A 19,436-nucleotide genomic window follows, 5' to 3' on the forward strand; every position below is an offset into this window, starting at 1 on the left:
CGCACCGAACCGGTCAGCTCGTCCAGCGCCGCCGCCGTCTCCTCCAGCGTCGCGGCCTGGTTCTCGGTCCGGTGCGACAGGTCGTCCGACGCCCCGCCGATCTCCTCCGCACGCGCGTGGATCTCCGTCGCGGCCTCGGTCAGCGACCCGATCAGCTGGGCCAGGCTGTCGAGGCTGGCGTTATAGTCGTCACGCACGCTGTTATAGCCCTCTCCCAGGTCCTGGGTGATCGGCGTGGAAAGATCGCCCTCGGACAACCGGTGCAGGCCGGCGCCCAGCACCTCGACCAGCGCGGTGCGATGGGCCTGGGCGGTGGCGCGTTCGCGGGACAGGGTTTCGACCTCGTGCAGGCGATGGTCGCGGAAGGCGGCGATCCCGTCGGCCAAGCGGCCAAGTTCGCCCCCGGCCGCCTGTTCTGCCGAAACGTCGATATCAAGATCGCCCTGGTCCAGGCGGCCCAGCTTGTCGATCAGACCGGCGAGCGTCGAGGTGATCCGCCCGCCGAACAGCATGGCGCCCAGAAGGCCGATGATCAGCGCCGCGCCCGTGGCCCCCAGAGCGATCATGCGCACCTCGTTCACCACGGCAAGGTAGGACGAGCGGGGCACCATGACATGCAGCAGGCCCACCGTATCACCGGAAAAATCCCGGATCGGGAAGGCCGCCGCACTGAACTTTTCGTCGCCCACCGCGATTTCATGCGCCTCGATACCGGTCTCGCGCGCGGCGCGCACGTCCTGGGCGGTCAGCAGCGGGTCAAGCTCGATGCTGGCGACCGTGCGGTTGAAAGCATCGGAATCGGAAGTGGCGAAATTCGAGATGTCGCCCTTGGGCAGCACGTAGAATTCCATCTCGGCGGGCGAATCCGCGACGAGCGACTGAAAGAACGCATCATCGAGGCTGAGGCCGATCTCGACCGTGCCGACATGGGCGCCACCATGGGCGATCGGCGCGATACCCCGAACGCCCAGACCACCCCGGCCCAGTTCCAGCCCGATGACCGCCGCCTTGGTCGCGTTGGCCTTCACCACGGTCTGGCGGAACCCCGACAGGTCATCGCCGAATGTGTCGGGCTTGTTCACGCGGAAGAAGGAGTGCGACGCGGGCGTATGAAAATGGAACTGACGCACCCCCTGGTCGTCGCGCAGGGCCGCGAAACCGGGCACGAAGGCGTCGTTCAGCACCTGCCGGTCGCCGGTGGCCACGGCGCGCTGCACCTCGGGCATGCGGGCGACCATCGAGGCCATCGACAGCGAACTGTGGAACCGGTCTTCAAGTGCCGTTTCGAAGCGCAGGCGCACCTGTTCGAGTTCGCGCTTGGTGCCCTGCTCGATAAGGCTGGTCATGCCGAACAGCATCGGCACGAGGACAAGAAGGGCCGAAATCGCGACAGAGGCCGCGATGGCCAGGATGATCTTGGTCTTGAGGGACATGAAAGGGGGTCCTGCGATCGTTCAAATTTTACATTCTGGACGTGACTTCTGGTCCGGGAGGGTGACCGAATTGCGTGAACAATCGCCTAAATGGCGCACGTTTTTCGGGCATAATTGCGAAGCCGTTTCACAAAAGCCGTTTAATTTCCGCAGCCTGAAGGGTGCTGTTCGCAAATTAGGAACGCGTTAAGGTTAACGGTTTCCGATGCATCGCGGCAGGCGTTGGCCAGAGACCGCCGCCACGATATCCTGCGCCCGCCACCGAAGAGGCCCGAAAATGCAAGCAGATCCCGCCCCGCCCCCGTCCCGCCGGATGGGCCGGACCCAGGAATTCCTGAAGCAGATCGTCTATGGCGGGAACGACGGGATCGTGACCACATTTGCGGTGGTCGCAGGCTTTGCCGGCGCCCGGGCCGAGGGGGTGGCGCAGATCGGGGCGGTGGCGGTTCTGGTGTTCGGAATGGCCAACCTGTTTGCAGATGCGATTTCGATGGGCCTTGGAGAATTCCTTTCAGGCCGGGCGCAGCGCGACCTTTACGGGGCGCGGATGCGCCGCCGGATGGAGGGGATCGGCCGGGATCCGGCCGAGGCCCGGACCCGGCTGAGCCGCCATCTGCGGGCGCGCGGCCTGTCGCCGACCGACGCCGATTCGACAGCCGCGATCCTGGCGCGGACCCCCAGCATGACGGCCGAGATGCTGTTGCGCTACGAGGACGGGTTGGGCCATCCCGACGATGACAGCCCCGCGATCAACGGGCTGGTGACCTTCATCGCCTTCGTCACGTTCGGGATCGTGCCGCTGATGCCCTATTTCCTGCTGCCGGCGGATAGCGGCACCTTTGGGCTGTCGATGGCGGCGACCCTGTTCGCCCTGATCGCGCTGGGATTGCTGCGTTGGAACGCGACCGGGCTTGGCCTTGGGCGTTCGGTGGGGGAAACGGTCCTGGTGGGAGGGATCTGTGCGATGGTGGCTTTCGCGGTGGGGGCGGCGGTCGGCGGCTAGCCGATCATCCCGGCGCTGTCGCCGAGCCCGTCATAGTGGCGCTTGAGCCGCTGCAACGCGATCCGAAGCACGATCTTGCCCGAGCGCGCCGACCAGCCCATGTGCTGTTCGACCTGCTCCATTCCCTCTAGAAAACAGCAGCAGCGCAGCACGACGTCGCCGAGGCCCGGCCCAAGGTCACGCAGCGCCGAGGCGACGCGATCGCGCGCGCCCATCGGCCCGTCGCCCGGACCCCTGCCCGGCTGAAACGCGCCGCGCTCGGACCCGGTAAGGAACCGATCCCAGTTCTGGGCGACACGCGGCCCCATCTGGGCGACCTCGAAATCCTCGCGCAGGCGTTCGCCGGCGGCCACGAGATCGGGCGAAAGGAACGGTGTGCCGTCCTTGTCGCGGCGCCGTCCCAGGATCGAGAGCGGCGATTCCGCCCGGTTATAGCGGATGCGCTCGGCCTTTTCGCTGGTGCGGGTTTCCCAGTCGCGGTGCTGGTCGCCAAAGGAGCTGGAGGTCTCGGCAATGCCGGGTTGCTCCGCAGCCTCGGCGGCCAGAAGGCGTTTCAGCGAGGCCCGGCCAGCCTGGGTGATCTGGTAGATAGTGACCCGGCCGCGCGTCTTGCACGCGATCCAGTCCTTCAGGGCGAAGACCTCGGCCACTGCGCGGTCGACGACGGCGACACGCGTGGTGTGCCCGTCCGGACCCTCGCGCAGGACCGCCGCCTTTTCCATGTCGCGCGCGATCGCAAGAAAGGCGCCCGGTTCGTTCATCCGGCGCAGGATGCGCCGCGCCTCGCGCGTAATCCTGGTGTCGTCCTCCGTGGCCTGCGCCGGTCGCGTCCTGGCTGTCATCGGATGGCTCTCCTCTTGCGGTATGGCGGTCCGGCGTGCTGCGCCCAGCCGGGCGAGCGCCTCGTCGACAAGAGGATCGTCGCGCCGCGTCTCGACCCGCCGCACCTGCCGGAGCACCGTCGAGGGATGGCAGCCTTCCTTGCGCGCGAGTTCGCGCAGCGAGCATCCATCCTCGGTATGGGCCAGATACCAACGCGCTGCCTGGGGCAGCCAGTCCGGGGCACAATTCGACTGCGAGATACACTCCATGTCGCGACATCCTCCTGATCGTGATGCACCCGGTCGGGTTTTGGACCTTTAGAGCCGAATGCAATCCAAGGTTGATTCCGTTACCGTTCGGTTAACAAAAAACATGATGCTGAGTATTGTTTCTAAACGGTAAAGAGTTCTGAAACCTCCGTACGCAGTTATCCACAACACCGCAACACCCGTGTAGGTTGTGTCATGGTGGCCACGATCGACGCATCGGAGGTTCTGCCATGACCCATATTCCCGCCGCCCTCGCCGGGCTTCGCCGCCCCCGCCTGATGGTCAGTGCCGCGCGGTTCGGCCTGGCCGATTACCGCCGCGACCGCTATCTTCCGCGCCTGTTGCAGGGCGCGCATGTGGGGACGTCGGCCGCAGTCATCGACCGGCTGATGGACCTGGAGGAACGGATGGACGAGCGCCGGCGCGCGGGCGATGCGGGCTATTCCTATGCCCGCCACATCGAACTGCTGATCGCGCTGATGGCCGAGGCCCGCGCGCTGGCGGCGACCCATCCGCAATTGCTGGATGCCGCCTGAGCCGAGTTCGGCTCAGACGAAGGCGTCGGGCATCTCGGCCTTGCGCCTTGCGACATAGGACTCGAGCGCCTCGCGCAGGCCCTCGTCCAGCGCCGGCTGCTGATATTGCGACAACAGCTTTTGTGCCCGGGCCGAAGCCAGCGTCGCGGTATCCCGCGCGCCCTCTTCGTCCCATGTCTCGAAGGGCTTGTAGTCCAACAGGTCCGAGCGCCAGAACGCGTCCTTGAAGTGCGCCTGAGTATGGGCGCAACCCAGGAAATGTCCCCCGGGGCCGACCTCTTGCAACGCGGTCATCGCCTGGGCCTCTTCGTCAAGGGCGACGCCGCGCGCCATCTTGTGCAAAGCCCCCAGCTGGTCGGCATCCATGACGAATTTCTCGACACTGGCCACCAGCCCGCCTTCCAGCCAGCCGCAGGCGTGCAGCATGAAGTTGACCCCCGCCAACAGGGCCGCGTTCAGCGTGTTGGCCGTTTCATAGGCGGCCTGGGCATCGGGCAGCTTGGACCCGCACAGGCCGCCCCCCGACCGGAACGGAAGCCCCATCCGCCGCGCCAACTGGCCCGCGCCGAACAGGATCTGGCTGGCCTCGGGCGTGCCGAAGGTGGGCGCACCGGAATTCATGTCGATCGAGGTCACGAAGGCGCCGAAGATCATCGGCGCACCGGGGCGGACAAGCTGTGAATAGGCCACGCCGGCCATCACCTCGGCCAGGACCTGCGTCAAGGTGCCGGCCACCGAGACCGGCGCCATGGCGCCGCCCACGATGAACGGCGACAGGATGCAGGCCTGGTTCGCCGCGGCATAGACCTCGAGGGCGCCCATCATGGTCGAATCGAAGGTCAGCGGAGAGTTGACGTTGATAAGTGAGGTCATCACCGCGTTCTCGGCGACGAAATCCTTGCCGAACAGGACCTCGCACATCTCGACGGAATCGCGCGCACGCGAGGGTTCGGTGACCGACCCCATGAACGGTTTGTCCGACAAGGTCATATGCGCCAGCAACATGTCGAGGTGACGCTTGTTCACGGGGATGTCGGTGGGTTCGCAGACCGTGCCACCCGAGTGGTGCAGCCATTTCGACATGTAGCCAAGGCGCACGAAACGGCGGAAATCCTCGATCGTGGCATAGCGCCGCCCACCGTCCAGGTCGCGCACGAAGGGCGGGCCGTAGACCGGAGCCAACACCAGGCTGCGCCCGCCGATCTCGACATTGCGCTCGGGGTTGCGGGCGTGCTGGGTAAAGCGGGCGGGCGCGGTGGCGCACAACTGGCGGGCCAGCCCGCGGGGCAGACGCACCCGTTCGCCCTGAACGTCGGCGCCAGCCGCACGCCAGCGATCCAGTGCGGCGGGGTTCTCGACGAAATTGACGCCGATCTCTTCCAACACGCGTTCGGCGTTGTGTTCGATCAGTTCCAGCGCCTCGGCGTTCAGCAATTCGAAATCGGGAATGTTGCGCTCGATGAACCGCGCGGTCTCGACCGAAACCGCGCTGCGTGCCGCTCGCCGCGCCGCGCCGCCGCCACCCCGGCCCCGCCCGCGCGCGCCCCGCACTTCCGCCTCGGCCATGAAACTCTCCCGTCGATGGACTTACCTTCGCCTTGTATCTAGCGCGGCCACCCGCCCCCGTTGCGGCCGGATTGCGTCCCTTCCTTCGCCATGAGCGACATTGGCACCCCGCCCCGGCCCGGCGCGGGCTTGCGCGTTCCGGCGCCCGGCCCTATCAGACCTGCATGACCCAGCATGACCGCCTTCTCATCATCGATTTCGGCTCTCAGGTGACGCAGTTGATTGCGCGCCGCCTGCGCGAGTTGAACGTCTATTGCGAAATCCACCCCTACCAGGCGGTGACCGACGCGTTCCTGGCCGACTTCGCCCCCCGGGCGGTGATCTTTTCGGGCGGGCCGGATTCGGTGATGCGCGAGGGCAGCCCGCGGCCACCGCGTGCGGTGTATGACTTGGGCGTGCCGATCCTGGGCATCTGCTATGGCCAGCAGGTAATGATGCAGGACCTTGGCGGCCGGGTCGAAGCGGGCGAACATGCCACCGCCGAATTCGGCCGCGCCTATGTCGAGCAGGCGGGCGAGGGCGATGATTTCCTGTTCGGCTGGTTCCTGGAGGGCCGCGAACAGGTCTGGATGAGCCACGGCGACCATGTCGCTGAAATCGCACCCGGCTTCCAGGTTCTGGGCACCTCGCCCGGCGCACCTTTCGCGATCACCGCCGACCCCGCCCGCCGATTCTATGCCGTGCAGTTCCACCCCGAGGTGCACCACACGCCGAACGGCCGGACGCTGTATGAAAACTTCGTCCGGCTGGCCGGGTTCACCGGCGACTGGACGATGGGCGCCTATCGCGAGGAAGCGATTGCGAAAATCCGCGCGCAGGTGGGCGATGCCAAGGTGATCTGCGGGCTGTCGGGCGGCGTGGATTCATCGGTTGCCGCGGTGCTGATCCACGAGGCGATCGGCGATCAGTTGACCTGTGTCTTCGTCGATCACGGCCTGTTGCGGCAGAACGAGGCGCAGGAAGTGGTTTCGATGTTCCGCGACCACTACAACATCCCCTTGATCCATGCCGACGAGTCCGAGCTGTTCCTGGGCGCGCTGGAAGGCGTCTCGGACCCGGAGGTCAAGCGCAAGACCATCGGCAAGCTGTTCATCGACGTGTTCCAGAAGCACGCCGCCGAGGTTGGCGGGGCCGAGTTTCTGGCACAGGGCACGCTTTACCCCGATGTGATTGAATCGGTGTCGTTTTCCGGCGGCCCCTCGGTCACGATCAAAAGTCACCACAACGTGGGCGGCCTACCCGAAAAGATGGGGCTGAAGCTGGTCGAGCCGTTGCGCGAGCTGTTCAAGGACGAGGTGCGTGCGCTGGGCCACGAGCTGGGCCTGCCCGCGTCCTTCATCGGTCGCCATCCGTTCCCCGGCCCTGGCCTCGCGATCCGTTGCCCCGGCGAAATCACGCGCGAAAAGCTGGAGATCCTGCGCAAGGCCGACGCGGTTTATATCGACCAGATTCGCAAGCACGGGCTGTATGACGAGATCTGGCAGGCGTTCGTCGCCATTCTGCCGGTGCGTACCGTGGGCGTGATGGGCGACGGGCGGACCTATGATTACGCCTGTGCCCTGCGCGCGGTGACCTCGGTCGACGGGATGACCGCGGATTACTACCCGTTCACGCACGAATTCCTGGGCGAGACCGCCACGCGGATCATCAACGAAGTCAAGGGCATCAACCGCGTGACCTATGACATCACCTCGAAACCGCCGGGGACCATCGAGTGGGAGTGATCCTGTCGGGATATTTCCTGGCGCCGCCGACCCAGCTTGCGGCGATCCGCACGGCCTTGCCCGAGCATATCCGCCTCAGCCGGGCAGAGCCCGGCTGTCTTTGTTTCGATGTGACCGAGGACCCGGACGTGCCGGGCCGGTTCGATGTGTACGAGGAATTCATCGACGCCGATGCCCTGCGCGCCCACAGGCGGCGGTGTGACGCGTCGCGGTGGGGCTGGATCGCGCGCGACGCCGACCGCCGTTATACCGTGACCGGCCTGAACGAATGAGCGGCCTGCCACGCGCCGCGGTCTGGATGACCGGCGCCATCGTGTCGTTCTCGTCGATGGCGGTGGCCGGGCGCATGGTGTCGATCGAACTCGATACGTTCGAATTGATGCTTTACCGCTCACTGATCGGGATCCTGCTGGTGGTTTCGGTCGCGGCGCTGTTCGGGCGGCTGGGCGAGGTGTCGACGCGGCAGCTCGGCCTGCACCTCGTGCGCAATATCAGCCATTTCACCGGGCAGAACCTTTGGTTTCTGGCGATCACGATGATCCCGCTGGCGCAAGTCTTCGCGCTGGAATTCACCGCGCCGCTTTGGGTGGCGCTGCTGGCGCCGCTGGTTCTGGGCGAACGGTTGACCCGGTCACGTGCGCTGGCGGCATTGACGGGGTTCATCGGCATCCTGATCGTTGCGCGCCCCGATCCCACGGCACTGGACCCCGGCGCGCTGGCCGCGCTGGGCGCCGCGCTGGGATTTGCGGGATCGGCGCTGTTCACCAAGCGGCTGACCGCGACGCAGGGCATCGTGTCGATCCTGTTCTGGCTGACGGTGATGCAGGCGGGGCTGGGGCTGGTCTGCGCCGGGATCGACGGCGATATCGCCCTGCCCTCGGCCGCGACCTGGGCCCCGCTGGCGGTGATCGGCTGCGCCGGGCTGATGGCGCATTTCTGCCTGACAAACGCACTGATGGTGGCCCCCGCGATCATCGTCATGCCGCTCGATTTCCTGCGCCTGCCGGTGATCGCCATCGTCGGCATGGCGCTTTACGGCGAGCCCCTGGAGGTGGCGGTCTTCGCGGGCGCGGCGCTGATCCTGGCGGCGAATGTTTTCAACCTGCGGGCCGAGGTGCGACCCCTTGGACACGCAGGGGCGGAAAGGACGCGCTCCGACACCTGACGCCGCGTTTCGAATTGACCGGTGTAAGCCCCCCACATTAGCGTTGGCCGACAAACCAAGAACGTTGGGGGGAAAACATGAGGCATGTGTTGATGGGCGCCGCTGCGGTGGTGGCTTGCGCGGGTGCCGCGTCCGCAGGGGGCGTGGAACGCTCGACCCAATCCGTCGGCATCCTGTTCGAAGAGGGCAACTATGTCGAACTGGGCTTTGCCCGGGTCGCACCCGATGTCAGCGGCGTGCAGCTTTTCGATGCCCTGGGCAAGTTTGCCGGCGCAAGCTCCGGCGACATGAGCGACGACTACACGACCTGGTCGCTCGGTTTCAAAACCGATCTGAGCGAAAGGATCAGTTTCGCGCTGGTAATCGACGAACCCATCGGCGCGGACCTGACCTATGGCGATCTCGACTACATCTACGCGCCGTCCACCGCCTCCCTGGACAGCGTCGGTGTTACCGGGATGCTGCGCTACAAGTTCGATAACCAGGTGAGCATCTACGGCGGCATCCGGGGCGTCCGAACCTCGGGGACGGCAGACCTGTTCACCGGGTATTCGCTGACGACCAGCACCGAGACCGATTTCGGCTATCTCGTCGGCATTGCCTGGGAAAAGCCGGAAATCGCAGCGCGCGTCGCGCTGACTTACAACTCGGCGATCACGCATGACTTCGATGCCGTCGAGAACGGAATTCCCACGGAATTCACAACCAAGCTTCCCGAGTCGGTCAACCTGGAGTTCCAGACGGGGATTGCCGCGGACACATTGCTGTTCGGCTCGGTGCGCTGGGTGAACTGGACACAGTTCAGTATCGACCCCGATATCTATCGCGCGACCGCCGGTGGTGTTTTCGTCGATTACGAAAGCGACACGATCACCTACAACCTTGGCGTCGGGCGCAAGTTCAACGATGCATGGTCGGGCGCGATCACCATCGGCTATGAACCGGCCAACAACGATTTCGCCGGCAACCTGGGCCCGACGGACGGGTTCACCTCGGTTGGCCTGGCCGTGACCCATACCCGGGGGAACATGAAGATCACCGCCGGAGCGCGCTATGTCTGGATTGGCGATGCCGAGACCGAAGCGCCGCCGGCCTTGGCCGGCGCAACAGGCGTGCCACTTGGCAGTTTCAAAGACAACACCGCCGTCGCCTTTGGCGTGCGCGTGGGCTATTATTTCTGAACGTGGCGACCGCCCGGCCCGCCGTGGTCGGGCGGTTTCGTTTGACCGCCCCGCGGCCTCCCGCTACCAGATGGGCCGGATTTCCTGAGACGAGCGGGCAAGATGATCTACGCGACCAGCGAGGCCTGGCGGGCAGCCGCCAAAAAACGGGTGCTGCTCTTCGGCATGTCGGGGCTGGGCAAGACCCATGTCTCGACCATGCTGCGCGAGGCCGGCGGCTGGTTCCACTACTCGATCGATTACCGCATCGGCACGCGTTACATGGGCGAATTCATCGCCGACAACTTCAAGCGCGAGGCGATGAAGGTGCCGCTGCTGCGCGAACTGTTGCTGTCGGACAGCGTCTACATCGCGTCGAACATCACCTTCGACAACCTTGCGCCGCTGTCGACCTATCTGGGCAAGCCCGGCGCACCGGAAAAGGGCGGGCTTCCCTTCGAGGAATACATGCGCCGCCAGGAACAACATCGTGGTGCCGAGATCAGCGCGCTTCTGGACACGCCGCGTTTCATCGACCGGGCCGAGGAGCTGTATGGCTACGGCAATTTCGTCTGCGATTCAGGCGGGTCAATCTGCGAGGTGGTGGACCCCGACAACCCCGAGGACGAGGTTCTGAAAGCGCTGTCGGAACGCCTGCTGCTGGTCTGGATCGAGGGCACGGACGCCCATACCGAGGAACTGGTGCGCCGTTTCGACCGGGCGCCCAAGCCGATGTATTACCAGCCCGAGTTTCTGCATTCGGCATGGGCGGAATACCTGGACGAGACCGGGCTGAGCGAAGCCGAGATCGACCCCGACGCCTTCGTGCGCTGGACCTATGCGCGCGCCCTGGCCCACCGCCAGCCGCGCTATGCGGCGATGGCGCGGAACTGGGGGGTCAAGGTCGCCGCCGCCGACATGGCAGGGCTGCGCGACGCGCGGGATTTTACCGATGTGATCGCGGCCGCGATCGACAGCAAGCTTAGCTGAGGGCGCCGACGAGCCGCGTCAGGACAGAGGCGAATTTCGCCACGCTTTCCAAGACATCAGTGAGGGAGCCGATGCGCCGCACCAGGTCTTCGGCCTGAGCGGCATGGGCGCGCACGCGCTGCTCGGCCGCGCTTGGGGACAGATGCGTGGCCTGGTAGGCCCGCTGGGCCTGCAGGATCGTGCCGGCCGCCTTCGACAGATCGGCGCGGGCGCGTTTCAGTGCGGCGACTTTCGCGGCATCGCCGGCGCGCGCGTATTTCCTGAGTTCCTGCAGGTTGATGCGCAAGAGTTCCAGGTGAGCGCGGCGGATCGTGTCGAATTGCTCCGAGGAAATCGGGTCGAGACGGGCCATTACCTACTCCCGCAACAGTTTCGACAAGGCCTTGAGGCGCTTGAGATAGGACAGCACGGCCTTGGCTTCGCCGGGGCGGTCCAGGACCCGCGCCAGGTCGTGATGCAATTCGGCGACCAGCGCCAGGCGGTAGACCAGCGTGCCCTCGTAATACTCCATGAAATCGGCATGCTCGGTTTCCAGCGCGGCCAGCGCCGCGCGATAGGCCACGGGGTCCGAACTGTCGGTCAGCAAAACGGCCTCGTCGGCGGCGCGCAACGCGGCCAAGCGGTCCGTGAAGCCGGGATCGAGGTTCAGGTTCAGCACATGCAGGATCGCCTCGCCCGCCAGGCGCCGCACATCCGGATCGGCGGCGCGAACCACCGCGCGCATCCGCGCGAAGCGCAGCGCCGAAACACCGCTCATGATCGCCGCACCGGCCTTTTCGCGATTGGCCCGGCGTTCGGCCAGAAACCCGGACAGACCTTCCAACTCTGCCGCCGCGCCGAAATCCGACAGCGCCCCGAGCGCCAGCAGGTAGGCGTCGTTCAAATCCTCCTCGGCCTTGGCGTCCGACAGTGCCTCCAGCGCGCCAAGATAGACCGACAGCGCCGTCATCTTGCGGTTCAGCGCGGTTGCCTCGCCCACCACGGGCGGGCGGTCGCCCATGCGGATTTTTTCCAGCGAACAGGTGATGTCGGGCACGAAAACGCCGGTGGCCGCCTGCGCCGCGCAGCCCTCGCCCAGAGTCCAGACATCGCCGGCCTGCGCGGCCGCGGTGATCTCGGCCTGCCGGTCGCGCTCCAGCCCCGCGGCCAGGCGCGGCGCCATCGCCTTTCGGGTGTCCTCGAACGCCCTGCCCAGGCCGGTCAGTTCGGGCTGGACCCGGTCGGTCGAACAGCCCTGGATCAGGATCGCGACGGCAAGAACGCCCCATGTCGGTCTCATCGGAACTCCCCCACTGGCCGGTCCCGCGGCCCCATCCTACACGGCGAGATCGCCCGGGCCATTCTTTTTCGGCGCCGCAGATGGACTTCGCCGCCGGATGGGATTATCTGCCTTGGTCTCCAACAGGTTCCTCCGCCAGATGCCGATCAAGATTCCCACCAGCCTGCCGGCCTATGACGTGCTGACGCGCGAGGGCGTGATGGTGATGGGCGAAGAGGCCGCGGCACGCCAGGACATCCGACCTCTGCGGATCGGGTTGTTGAACCTGATGCCCAAGAAGATCCAGACCGAAACCCAGTTCGCCCGGCTGATCGGGGCCACGCCCCTTCAGATCGAACTGTCGCTGATCCGGATGACCGAGCATCAGACAAAGAACACCGCTGCCGAACACATGGAGGCGTTCTATCGTCCCTTCGCCGATGTCGAGGCAAGCGGCGAGAAATTCGACGGCTTCATCATCACCGGCGCCCCGATCGAGCATTTGCCCTTTACCGAGGTGACCTATTGGGACGAACTGGTGCGCGTGATGGACTGGACCCAGACCCATGTGCATTCCACCTTCGGGGTGTGCTGGGGCGGGATGGCGATGATCTATCATTTCCACGGTGTCCAGAAACACTTGCTGACGCATAAGGCGTTCGGCTGTTTCCGGCACCGCAACCTGATGCCGGCCTCGCCCTATCTGCGCGGCTTCTCGGACGATTTCGTGATCCCGGTCAGCCGCTGGACCGAGATGCGCCAAGCCGAGATCGACGCGGTCCCGGAACTGGTCACGCTTCTGGGCAGCGACGAGGTCGGCCCCTGCCTGATCGAGGATCCGGGGCACCGCGCGCTGTATATCTTCAACCATTTCGAATATGACAGCGACACGCTGAAACAGGAATACGATCGCGACGTCGCCAATGGCACAGCAATCAACGTGCCGCTGAACTATTATCCTGCGGACGACCCGTCCAATACGCCGCAGAACCGCTGGCGCAGCCATGCGCACCTGCTTTACGGCAACTGGATCAACCAGATCTACCAGACAACGCCGTTCGATCCCGAACGGATCGGGTGCGTCTGAGCATGTCCGACCGCTTTCCGCCTACCGGCCGGGTTCTCGATATCGACGGCACCCGCGTTCATGCCCACCAGGAGGGTGACGGGCCGGATGTGATCCTGCTGCACGGGGCCGGCGGCAATACCCGCGATTTCACCTTCGACCTGATGGCCCGGCTGAGCGACCGGTTCCGCGTGACCGCCTTTGACCGGCCGGGGCTGGGGCATACCGATCCGCTGCATCCCCACGGCGAAAGTCCGTTCGAGCAGGCCGAGATACTCGAGGCCGCAGCGGTTCGGCTGGGGCTGAAACCCGCGGTGCTGGTGGGGCATTCCTTTGGCGGGACGGTCGCATTGGCCTGGGGGCTGAATTACCCGGCGCGCGCGGCGGCCATCGTGTCGCTGGCCGGGGCGGCGATGCCCTGGCCGGGCGGGCTGGGGCCCTGGTATGCCGTCGCCTCGTCGGATTTCGGGTCGGCCTTCGTGATCCCGTTCATCTCGGCCTTTGCACCCCGCATGCTGGCCGACCGCGCCATCGAACGCATCTTCGACCCCGACCCGGTGCCCGAGGGATATGGTGACCATATCGGGATCGAGCTGTCACTGCGGCCGGACACGCTGCGGGCCAATACCCGTCAGGTCAACGGGTTGAAGCCACATATCCGCGCCATGGCCGCACGTTATGGCGAGCTAAGCATGCCGATCGAGATCCTGCATGGCACCGCCGACGAGATCGTGCCGATCGAGATCCATTCCCGCCCCTTCGCGGCGCTTGTCCCCTCGACCAACCTGATCGAGCTGCACGACGTCGGCCACATGCCGCACCACGCCCGGCCCGACGCCACCGTTGCCGCGATCGGGCGCGCGGCCCAGCGGGCGGGGCTGCAGAATACTACCTGATCCGGCGGACAGGGCTGGCCGTCATGCGATGGCCCGCTATCTGTCGCTGAAACAACGCGCGACGCCATGCCCACCCGACGCACACTGACTGGCCTTTTGGCGGCCGCCCTGCTGGGCGCCTGCTCCCCGGCGGGACGTCCTGCCCCCAATGCCCCGCCGGGTCGCGGCGCCGGCGCAACCCCGCCCTCGGGCCGGCTTCTCCGGGTGCGCGGGCGTACCGTACATGCCCATGTCGAGGGGCGGGGCCCCGCGGTGATCCTGGTGCATGGCGCCTCGGGCAACCTGCGCGACTTCACCTTTTCGCTCAGCGGGCAGCTGGCCCGAAAGGGCTACCGGGTTATCGCGTTCGACCGACCGGGGCTTGGCTATTCCGGTGCGCTGCACGGGCGGGGCGAAAGCCCGGCCGAACAGGCCGCGCAACTCGACGCGGCGGCGGCGCAACTGGGGGTCGGACAGGCGGTGATCGTCGGCCATTCCTACGGCGCCGCGGTCGCCATGGCATGGGCACTGACCCAACCGGGCCGCGCGGCAGGCGTGGTCACGCTGGCCGGTGCCACCATGCCCTGGCCCGGCGCACTGAAGTCCTTCTACACGGTTGCGTCCTCGGGGCTGGGCAGCGCCCTGATCTCGGCCTTCGCCACCCAAGAGACAGCCACGCGCGCGCTGCGTTCGATCTTTGCGCCACAGCGCCCGCCACGGGGTTATATCGACCATGTCGGCATAGACCTCGCGCTCCGCCCGGCCGCACTGCGCGCCAGGTGAATAACTTAAAACCCCATCTCCGGCGATGGCCGCACGCTACCCCGACCTGCGCAGCCCGGTCGAAATCATCCACGGCACCGCCGACCACATAGTGGGCATCGACATTCATGCCCGCCCGCTGGCCCGCCAGCTGCCCAACGCCCGGCTGACCGCATTGCCCGGGATCGGACACATGCCCCATCATGCCGCCGAGAGGGCAACCCTGGCCGCGGTCGAACGGGCTGCACGCCGGGCCGGATTGCACAGCCGCGCCTGATCGCCATACTGGCGGGAAACGCTTAGCGGAGGCGTGCATGAAGGACCTGCCATTCGACGGCGCGATCACGAAATTCTACCGGGACGAGGCCCCCGAAGAGCTGCGCCAAGCCGTCAAGGACGGCCACAAGAAGGACATCCTGTCCGACACCTATCCCTATGCCACGCGGCTGGACGGCGATACCTACAAGGCCGAGATGGACGCACTTCAGATCGAGCTGGTCAAGCTGCAATCCTTCGTCAAGGCCGAGGGCATCCGGCTTTGCGTCGTGTTTGAGGGCCGGGATGCGTCGGGAAAGGGTGGCACGATCAAGCGTTTCCGCGAGAACCTGAACCCACGCGTGGCCCGCGTCGTCGCCCTCTCGAAACCCTCGGACCGTGAGGCGAGCCAGTGGTATTTCCAGCGCTACGTCCAGCACCTGCCCTCGGGCGGCGAGATCGTTTTCTTCGACCGGTCCTGGTACAACCGCGCCGTGGTGGAACATGTCTTCGGGTTCTGCACGCCGATGGAACGGCAGCATTTCTTTCACCAATTGCCCGATTTCGAGGACTTGCTGGTCAACGAGGGCGTCCATCTCGTCAAGCTCTGGCTCAATGTCGGCCGCGCCGAACAACTGCGCCGCTTCCTCCACCGCGAGCGCGACCCGCTGAAACAGTGGAAACTCAGCTGGATCGACGTCGAAGGCTTGCGGCGATGGGACAGCTATTCCGACGCGATCCGCGAAACGCTTGCCCGCAGCCACACCGGGCTTGCGCCCTGGACGGTGATCCGCTCGGACGACAAGCGGCGCGCGCGGATCGCGGCCATCCGGCGGGTGCTGTCCAGCCTCGACTACACTGGAAAGGACGTGGGCGTGGTCGCTTCGCCCGACCCGGCAATCTGCGGCGGCCCCGAGATCTGGGATGTCTAAGCGCGGCTATCACCACGGCAACCTGCGCCAGGCGCTGGTCGACGCCGCACTCGAGCTGATCCGCCAGAAAAGCCCGCAAGGGTTCACCCTGACCGAGGCTGCCAAGGCCGCCGGCGTCACGCCGGCCGCGGTCTACCGCCATTTCCAGGGTCGCGAGGACCTGATCGCGGAATGCGCGCGCCAAGGCTTCGTCATCTTCGCGGATCTGATGGAACATGCCTACGCGACCGGCCAGCCCTCGGCACTGGCCAGCCTGGAGGCGGCCGGACGCGCCTATCTCGCCTTTGCCCGGAAATACCCGGGCCACTACATGGCGATGTTCGAATCCGGTCTTTCGCTCAATGCCAATCCAGACCTCTGCACGGTCGCGAACCGGGCGAGCGAGGTTCTGGAACGCGCCGCGCGCGAACTCTCGCAGCACATCCCACCCGGCAAACGCCCGCCCGTGGCCATGGTCTCGGCGCATATCTGGGCGCTGAGCCACGGCGTCGTCGAGCTTTATACCCGCGGCACGCCCGGTGCGCGGGCACCCTTCCCGGCCGAGGACCTACTCGAAAGCGGCATCGGCATCTACCTGCGCGGCCTGGGCCTGATCCCGGCCGATGCCCAGAGCTGACTGCCTTTTCCCGCTCCGCTCAAACGCCGCCCGCCGGTGAACGCCATGCCCCCTCCGGCGCCGACCTGCTGGCTTTTCCTTGGATCCAATACTCCAGGGGGTCCGGGGGGCAGCGCCCCCCCGGCGGGTCGCCTTGCGACAGCAAGATGAAAACGGACAACCGAACGCGGTCGTCCGCGGACGGGCGCGTTCAGGCAAACAACACCAAGGACCGCGCGTCCCAGGCCACCCGCGCCTGCGATCCACGCTCGAGAACCGGCCGGCCGACGAGGTTCTTCATCGAGATGGTCATCGGCTTTTCCACCCCGTCCAGACGAACCTCGTAATAGGTCATGTCGCCGTAATAGGCCCGGTCCTCCACGATCCCCGTGGCCACCCGCCGATCGGTCGTTTCGCCCTCGAACAGGATCGACATCGTCTCCGGTCGGATGCCGACGCTCTGGGTCTGGCCGGGATGCCAGCCCCCGGGCAGTTGGTCCGCGCCGATCACCGCGCGCCCCAGGCCCGCGGCCTCCACCTCGATATGGGTGTCGGGGCCCACCGTGGCCTTGGCCGGCAAAAAGTTCATCACCCCTATGAACTCGCCCACCTGGCGACTGACCGGGCGGCGATACAGGACCTGCGGTGTATCAAGTTGGGCGATCTGCCCCTCGAACATTACCGCGATCCGGTCGGACATGATCAGCGCCTCTTCCTGGTCGTGTGTGACGAGGATGAAGGTGATGCCCACCTGCCGTTGCAACCTGCGCAGCTCCATCTGCATCTGCTCGCGCATCTTCTTGTCGAGCGCGGACAGAGGCTCGTCCAGAAGCAGAACCTTGGGTTCCAGGATCAGCGCGCGGGCCAGTGCCACACGCTGGCGCTGCCCGCCCGACAGCGCATGCGCGGCGCGCGCGCCAAAGCCCTTGAGACCCACCATCTCAAGGGCCTCGACGACCTTGCGCTCCTTTTCCTTGCGGGTGAGGGGCTCGCGCCGAAGGCCGAAGCCCACGTTCTGAGCCACGGTCAGGTGCGGAAAGATCGCGTAGGACTGGAACACCATGTTGGTCGGGCGCACATTCGCGGGCACCCCTGCCATGTCCTTGCCGTCGATCGTCACCCGGCCCGAACTGGGTTCCTCGAACCCGGCGATCGTGCGCAAGAGCGTGGTCTTTCCGCAGCCCGACGGCCCCAGCAGCGAGAAGAACTCGCCCTGGTTGATCTCGGCGGTGATCCCCCTGAGCGCGTAATAGTCGCCGTAGTACTTCTCGACGTTGTCCAGCGTGATGATGGGACGGGTGACCCCCAGCGTGTCTTTCACAGGAACCCTCCGGTGTCGGCCTGCCCGGTGCGCGCGGCACCCCGGCGGCGGAAATATTCGGCGATGGTCAGCAGGATCACCGAGGCGACGACCAAGATCGTCCCCAGGGCCATGACCACAGGTATCTTCTGCGGGAAGCGGAGCTGGCCCCAGAGGTAGACGGGCAGCGTCGGCTCGGTCCCGGTCAGGAAGAAGGCAATGATGAACTCGTCCAGCGAGATCGTGAACGAGATCAGGAGCGACGAGATAATCCCCGGCATCACCAGCGGTAGCGTGATCAGCCGAAAGCTGGACCAGCGCGTCTCGCCCAGGTCGATCGCGGCCTCTTCCAGCGACAGATCGAGGCTCTGGAACGCCGAGTTCAGGATCGCGATGGAAAACGGTGTGCAGATCAGGACGTGCCCCAAGATCACCGTCCAGGCGCCGAGTGACAGGCCCAGCTGCAGCAACACCACCAGCAGAGACACCGCGACGATGATTTCCGGCAGGACCAGCGGCAGCATGATCAGCCCCATGATCCCCTTCTTGCCCGGAAAGGCAAAGCGGGTGGCCGCGCGCGCAGCCAGGATCCCAAGACAGGTGGCCAAAGCCGCCGAGGACAACGCGATGGTCAGGCTGTTCAGGACAGCGGCATGCAACGCCGGGATCTCGGCCAGTTGGCGGAACCATTCCCAGGTGAATCCCCTCAGCGGAAAGGCGATCACCGTACCGTCATTGAAGGCGAAAAGCGGCAACAACGCGATCGGCGCATACAGGAACGCAAGGTACAGGATCGCGTAGACGCGAAGCGGCCGTTTCATCACTGCCCCCGCAGAAAGCGGCGGGTCAGCGCCAGGAAGACCAGGGCCACCGCGCCCACCATCGCCATGGCCAGCACGGCAAGCGCTGCCCCCATCGGCGCGTTGTTGAGTTTAAGGAACTGGGTCTGGATCATGTTCGCGATCATCAGCCCGTCGGGCCCCCCTACCAGCCGGGGCGTGACGTAATCACCGATGGTCGGGATGAACACGATCAACACCGCCGCCACCACGCCCGGCATCGCCAGCGGCAGCGTCACCCGGAAGAACGTCATCACATAGCTCTCTCCCAGGTCGCGCCCGGCCTCAAGCAAGGTGCGGTCGATCTTCTCCAGCGCCACGAAGATGGGCAGGATCGCGAACGGCGCATAGGCATGCGCCAGCGTGATCACCACCGCGTTCACGTTGTAAAGGATGAAGGTCAGCGGCTCATCGATGATCCCCAGCCCCAGGAGCGTGGTGTTGAACACGCCATTGTATCCCAGGATGACCTTCCACAGGAACACGCGGATCAGATAGCTCGTCCAGAAGGGGATGGTGATCAGGAAGATCCACATCGATTTGCGTTCGGGGGGGACATAGAAGGACACGAAATACGCGATGGGAAAGGCGGTCAGGACCGTCGCCAGGGTCACCGCCCCCGACACCAGAAGCGACCGGATCAACAACTCGCCATACAGCGGTTCGCTGAAAGCCTCGCGATAGTTCTTCAACGTCAGGGTCTTGTCGAGGGTCAGGTAATCCTGTGTCCAGAAACTGAACATCACGATCGCGCCCAGCGGCACCGCCAGAAGCAGCAGCGCATAGGCGAAAGGTGTGGCCACCAGCAGGTAGCCCTGCGCCGTCTCGCTGCGCCCATGGCGGCGCTTCGTGCGTCCTTCGTTCATCCGGCGTGCATGCCTCCCAA

The 19,436-nt window shown here is 65.7% G+C and carries 21 protein-coding genes; 13 read left to right on the forward strand and 8 right to left on the reverse strand.

Going from position 1 to position 19,436, the window contains the following annotated elements:
- Positions 1–1,433 (reverse strand): methyl-accepting chemotaxis protein (locus EV662_RS05980; RefSeq protein ID WP_132461253.1); only part of this gene is annotated, 1,433 nt, incomplete at its 3' end.
- 277 nt (positions 1,434–1,710) lie between these two features.
- Between EV662_RS05980 and EV662_RS05985 the strand changes: the two genes are divergently transcribed.
- Positions 1,711–2,436, forward strand: a complete 726-nt coding sequence (locus EV662_RS05985) for a VIT1/CCC1 transporter family protein (protein WP_243695785.1) — start codon at positions 1,711–1,713, stop codon at positions 2,434–2,436.
- Here EV662_RS05985 and EV662_RS05990 read toward each other — a convergent pair.
- On the reverse strand, positions 2,433–3,527 hold the full coding sequence (locus EV662_RS05990) for a DUF6456 domain-containing protein (RefSeq protein ID WP_132461254.1): 1,095 nt from the start codon (positions 3,525–3,527) through the stop codon (positions 2,433–2,435). The genes EV662_RS05985 and EV662_RS05990 overlap by 4 nt on opposite strands.
- 230 nt (positions 3,528–3,757) lie before the next feature.
- Between EV662_RS05990 and EV662_RS05995 the strand changes: the two genes are divergently transcribed.
- Complete coding sequence (locus EV662_RS05995) at positions 3,758–4,063, forward strand: DUF6477 family protein (RefSeq protein WP_132461255.1); 306 nt, start codon at positions 3,758–3,760, stop codon at positions 4,061–4,063.
- A gap of 12 nt (positions 4,064–4,075) precedes the next feature.
- On the opposite strand, the gene EV662_RS06000 is transcribed toward EV662_RS05995, so the two are convergent.
- Entirely contained in the window at positions 4,076–5,629 is a 1,554-nt protein-coding gene (locus tag EV662_RS06000) for a trimethylamine methyltransferase family protein (RefSeq protein ID WP_132461256.1), read from the reverse strand.
- A gap of 164 nt (positions 5,630–5,793) precedes the next feature.
- Here EV662_RS06000 and guaA point away from each other — a divergent pair, with 164 nt between their 5' ends.
- From guaA to EV662_RS06025, 5 genes are all read left to right on the forward strand, one after another.
- Positions 5,794–7,353 (forward strand): glutamine-hydrolyzing GMP synthase, encoded by a 1,560-nt coding sequence (gene guaA / locus EV662_RS06005; protein WP_132461257.1) that lies wholly within the window; start codon positions 5,794–5,796, stop codon positions 7,351–7,353.
- On the forward strand, positions 7,350–7,625 hold the full coding sequence (locus EV662_RS06010) for a putative quinol monooxygenase (RefSeq protein ID WP_207903597.1): 276 nt from the start codon (positions 7,350–7,352) through the stop codon (positions 7,623–7,625). Before guaA ends, EV662_RS06010 begins: the two co-directional genes overlap by 4 nt.
- Entirely contained in the window at positions 7,622–8,518 is an 897-nt protein-coding gene (locus EV662_RS06015; protein WP_132461259.1) for a DMT family transporter, read from the forward strand. Before EV662_RS06010 ends, EV662_RS06015 begins: the two co-directional genes overlap by 4 nt.
- A 77-nt stretch (positions 8,519–8,595) precedes the next feature.
- Complete coding sequence (locus tag EV662_RS06020; RefSeq protein WP_132461260.1) at positions 8,596–9,699, forward strand: hypothetical protein; 1,104 nt, start codon at positions 8,596–8,598, stop codon at positions 9,697–9,699.
- A 102-nt stretch (positions 9,700–9,801) separates the two neighbouring features.
- Complete coding sequence (locus EV662_RS06025; protein WP_132461261.1) at positions 9,802–10,668, forward strand: ATPase; 867 nt, start codon at positions 9,802–9,804, stop codon at positions 10,666–10,668.
- On the opposite strand, the gene EV662_RS06030 is transcribed toward EV662_RS06025, so the two are convergent.
- A complete protein-coding gene (locus tag EV662_RS06030) occupies positions 10,661–11,020 on the reverse strand; it encodes a hypothetical protein (RefSeq protein ID WP_132461262.1) in 360 nt (119 codons plus the stop codon). The genes EV662_RS06025 and EV662_RS06030 overlap by 8 nt on opposite strands.
- A 3-nt stretch (positions 11,021–11,023) precedes the next feature.
- The gene (locus EV662_RS06035; protein ID WP_132461263.1) at positions 11,024–11,947 is read right to left on the reverse strand and encodes a hypothetical protein; all 924 of its coding nucleotides are present in this window, start codon (positions 11,945–11,947) and stop codon (positions 11,024–11,026) included.
- 139 nt (positions 11,948–12,086) lie between these two features.
- On the opposite strand from EV662_RS06035, the gene metA reads away from it, so the two are divergent.
- The 6 genes from metA (at position 12,087) to EV662_RS06060 (ending at position 16,432) form a co-directional block, all read left to right on the forward strand.
- Complete coding sequence (gene metA, locus EV662_RS06040) at positions 12,087–13,013, forward strand: homoserine O-acetyltransferase MetA (RefSeq protein WP_132461264.1); 927 nt, start codon at positions 12,087–12,089, stop codon at positions 13,011–13,013.
- A 2-nt stretch (positions 13,014–13,015) separates the two neighbouring features.
- On the forward strand, positions 13,016–13,888 hold the full coding sequence (locus EV662_RS06045) for an alpha/beta fold hydrolase (protein ID WP_132461265.1): 873 nt from the start codon (positions 13,016–13,018) through the stop codon (positions 13,886–13,888).
- Between the two features lie 204 nt (positions 13,889–14,092).
- Positions 14,093–14,650 carry an alpha/beta fold hydrolase gene (locus EV662_RS19845; RefSeq protein ID WP_243695786.1) on the forward strand — a complete coding sequence of 186 codons (558 nt, stop codon included), beginning with the start codon at positions 14,093–14,095 and terminating at the stop codon, positions 14,648–14,650.
- Positions 14,651–14,675: 25 nt separating this feature from the next.
- The gene (locus EV662_RS19850; protein ID WP_243695787.1) at positions 14,676–14,906 is read left to right on the forward strand and encodes an alpha/beta fold hydrolase; all 231 of its coding nucleotides are present in this window, start codon (positions 14,676–14,678) and stop codon (positions 14,904–14,906) included.
- A 37-nt stretch (positions 14,907–14,943) separates the two neighbouring features.
- Complete coding sequence (gene ppk2 / locus EV662_RS06055) at positions 14,944–15,816, forward strand: polyphosphate kinase 2 (protein ID WP_132461266.1); 873 nt, start codon at positions 14,944–14,946, stop codon at positions 15,814–15,816.
- Positions 15,809–16,432, forward strand: a complete 624-nt coding sequence (locus EV662_RS06060) for a TetR/AcrR family transcriptional regulator (RefSeq protein WP_132461267.1) — start codon at positions 15,809–15,811, stop codon at positions 16,430–16,432. Before ppk2 ends, EV662_RS06060 begins: the two co-directional genes overlap by 8 nt.
- A 190-nt stretch (positions 16,433–16,622) precedes the next feature.
- Here EV662_RS06060 and EV662_RS06065 read toward each other — a convergent pair whose 3' ends face one another.
- From EV662_RS06065 to EV662_RS06075, 3 genes are read right to left on the reverse strand one after another with little or no spacing between them, the layout of a single operon-like run.
- On the reverse strand, positions 16,623–17,732 hold the full coding sequence (locus EV662_RS06065; protein ID WP_243695788.1) for an ABC transporter ATP-binding protein: 1,110 nt from the start codon (positions 17,730–17,732) through the stop codon (positions 16,623–16,625).
- Positions 17,729–18,532, reverse strand: a complete 804-nt coding sequence (locus tag EV662_RS06070; RefSeq protein ID WP_132461268.1) for an ABC transporter permease — start codon at positions 18,530–18,532, stop codon at positions 17,729–17,731. The genes EV662_RS06065 and EV662_RS06070 overlap by 4 nt, the downstream gene beginning before the upstream one ends.
- Positions 18,532–19,416, reverse strand: coding sequence for an ABC transporter permease (locus EV662_RS06075; protein ID WP_132461269.1), 885 nt, complete (start codon positions 19,414–19,416; stop codon positions 18,532–18,534). Before EV662_RS06075 ends, EV662_RS06070 begins: the two co-directional genes overlap by 1 nt.
- Positions 19,417–19,436 lie beyond the last annotated feature (20 nt).

The organism is Rhodovulum marinum (assembly GCF_004343075.1).
Classification (GTDB): domain Bacteria; phylum Pseudomonadota; class Alphaproteobacteria; order Rhodobacterales; family Rhodobacteraceae; genus Rhodovulum; species Rhodovulum marinum.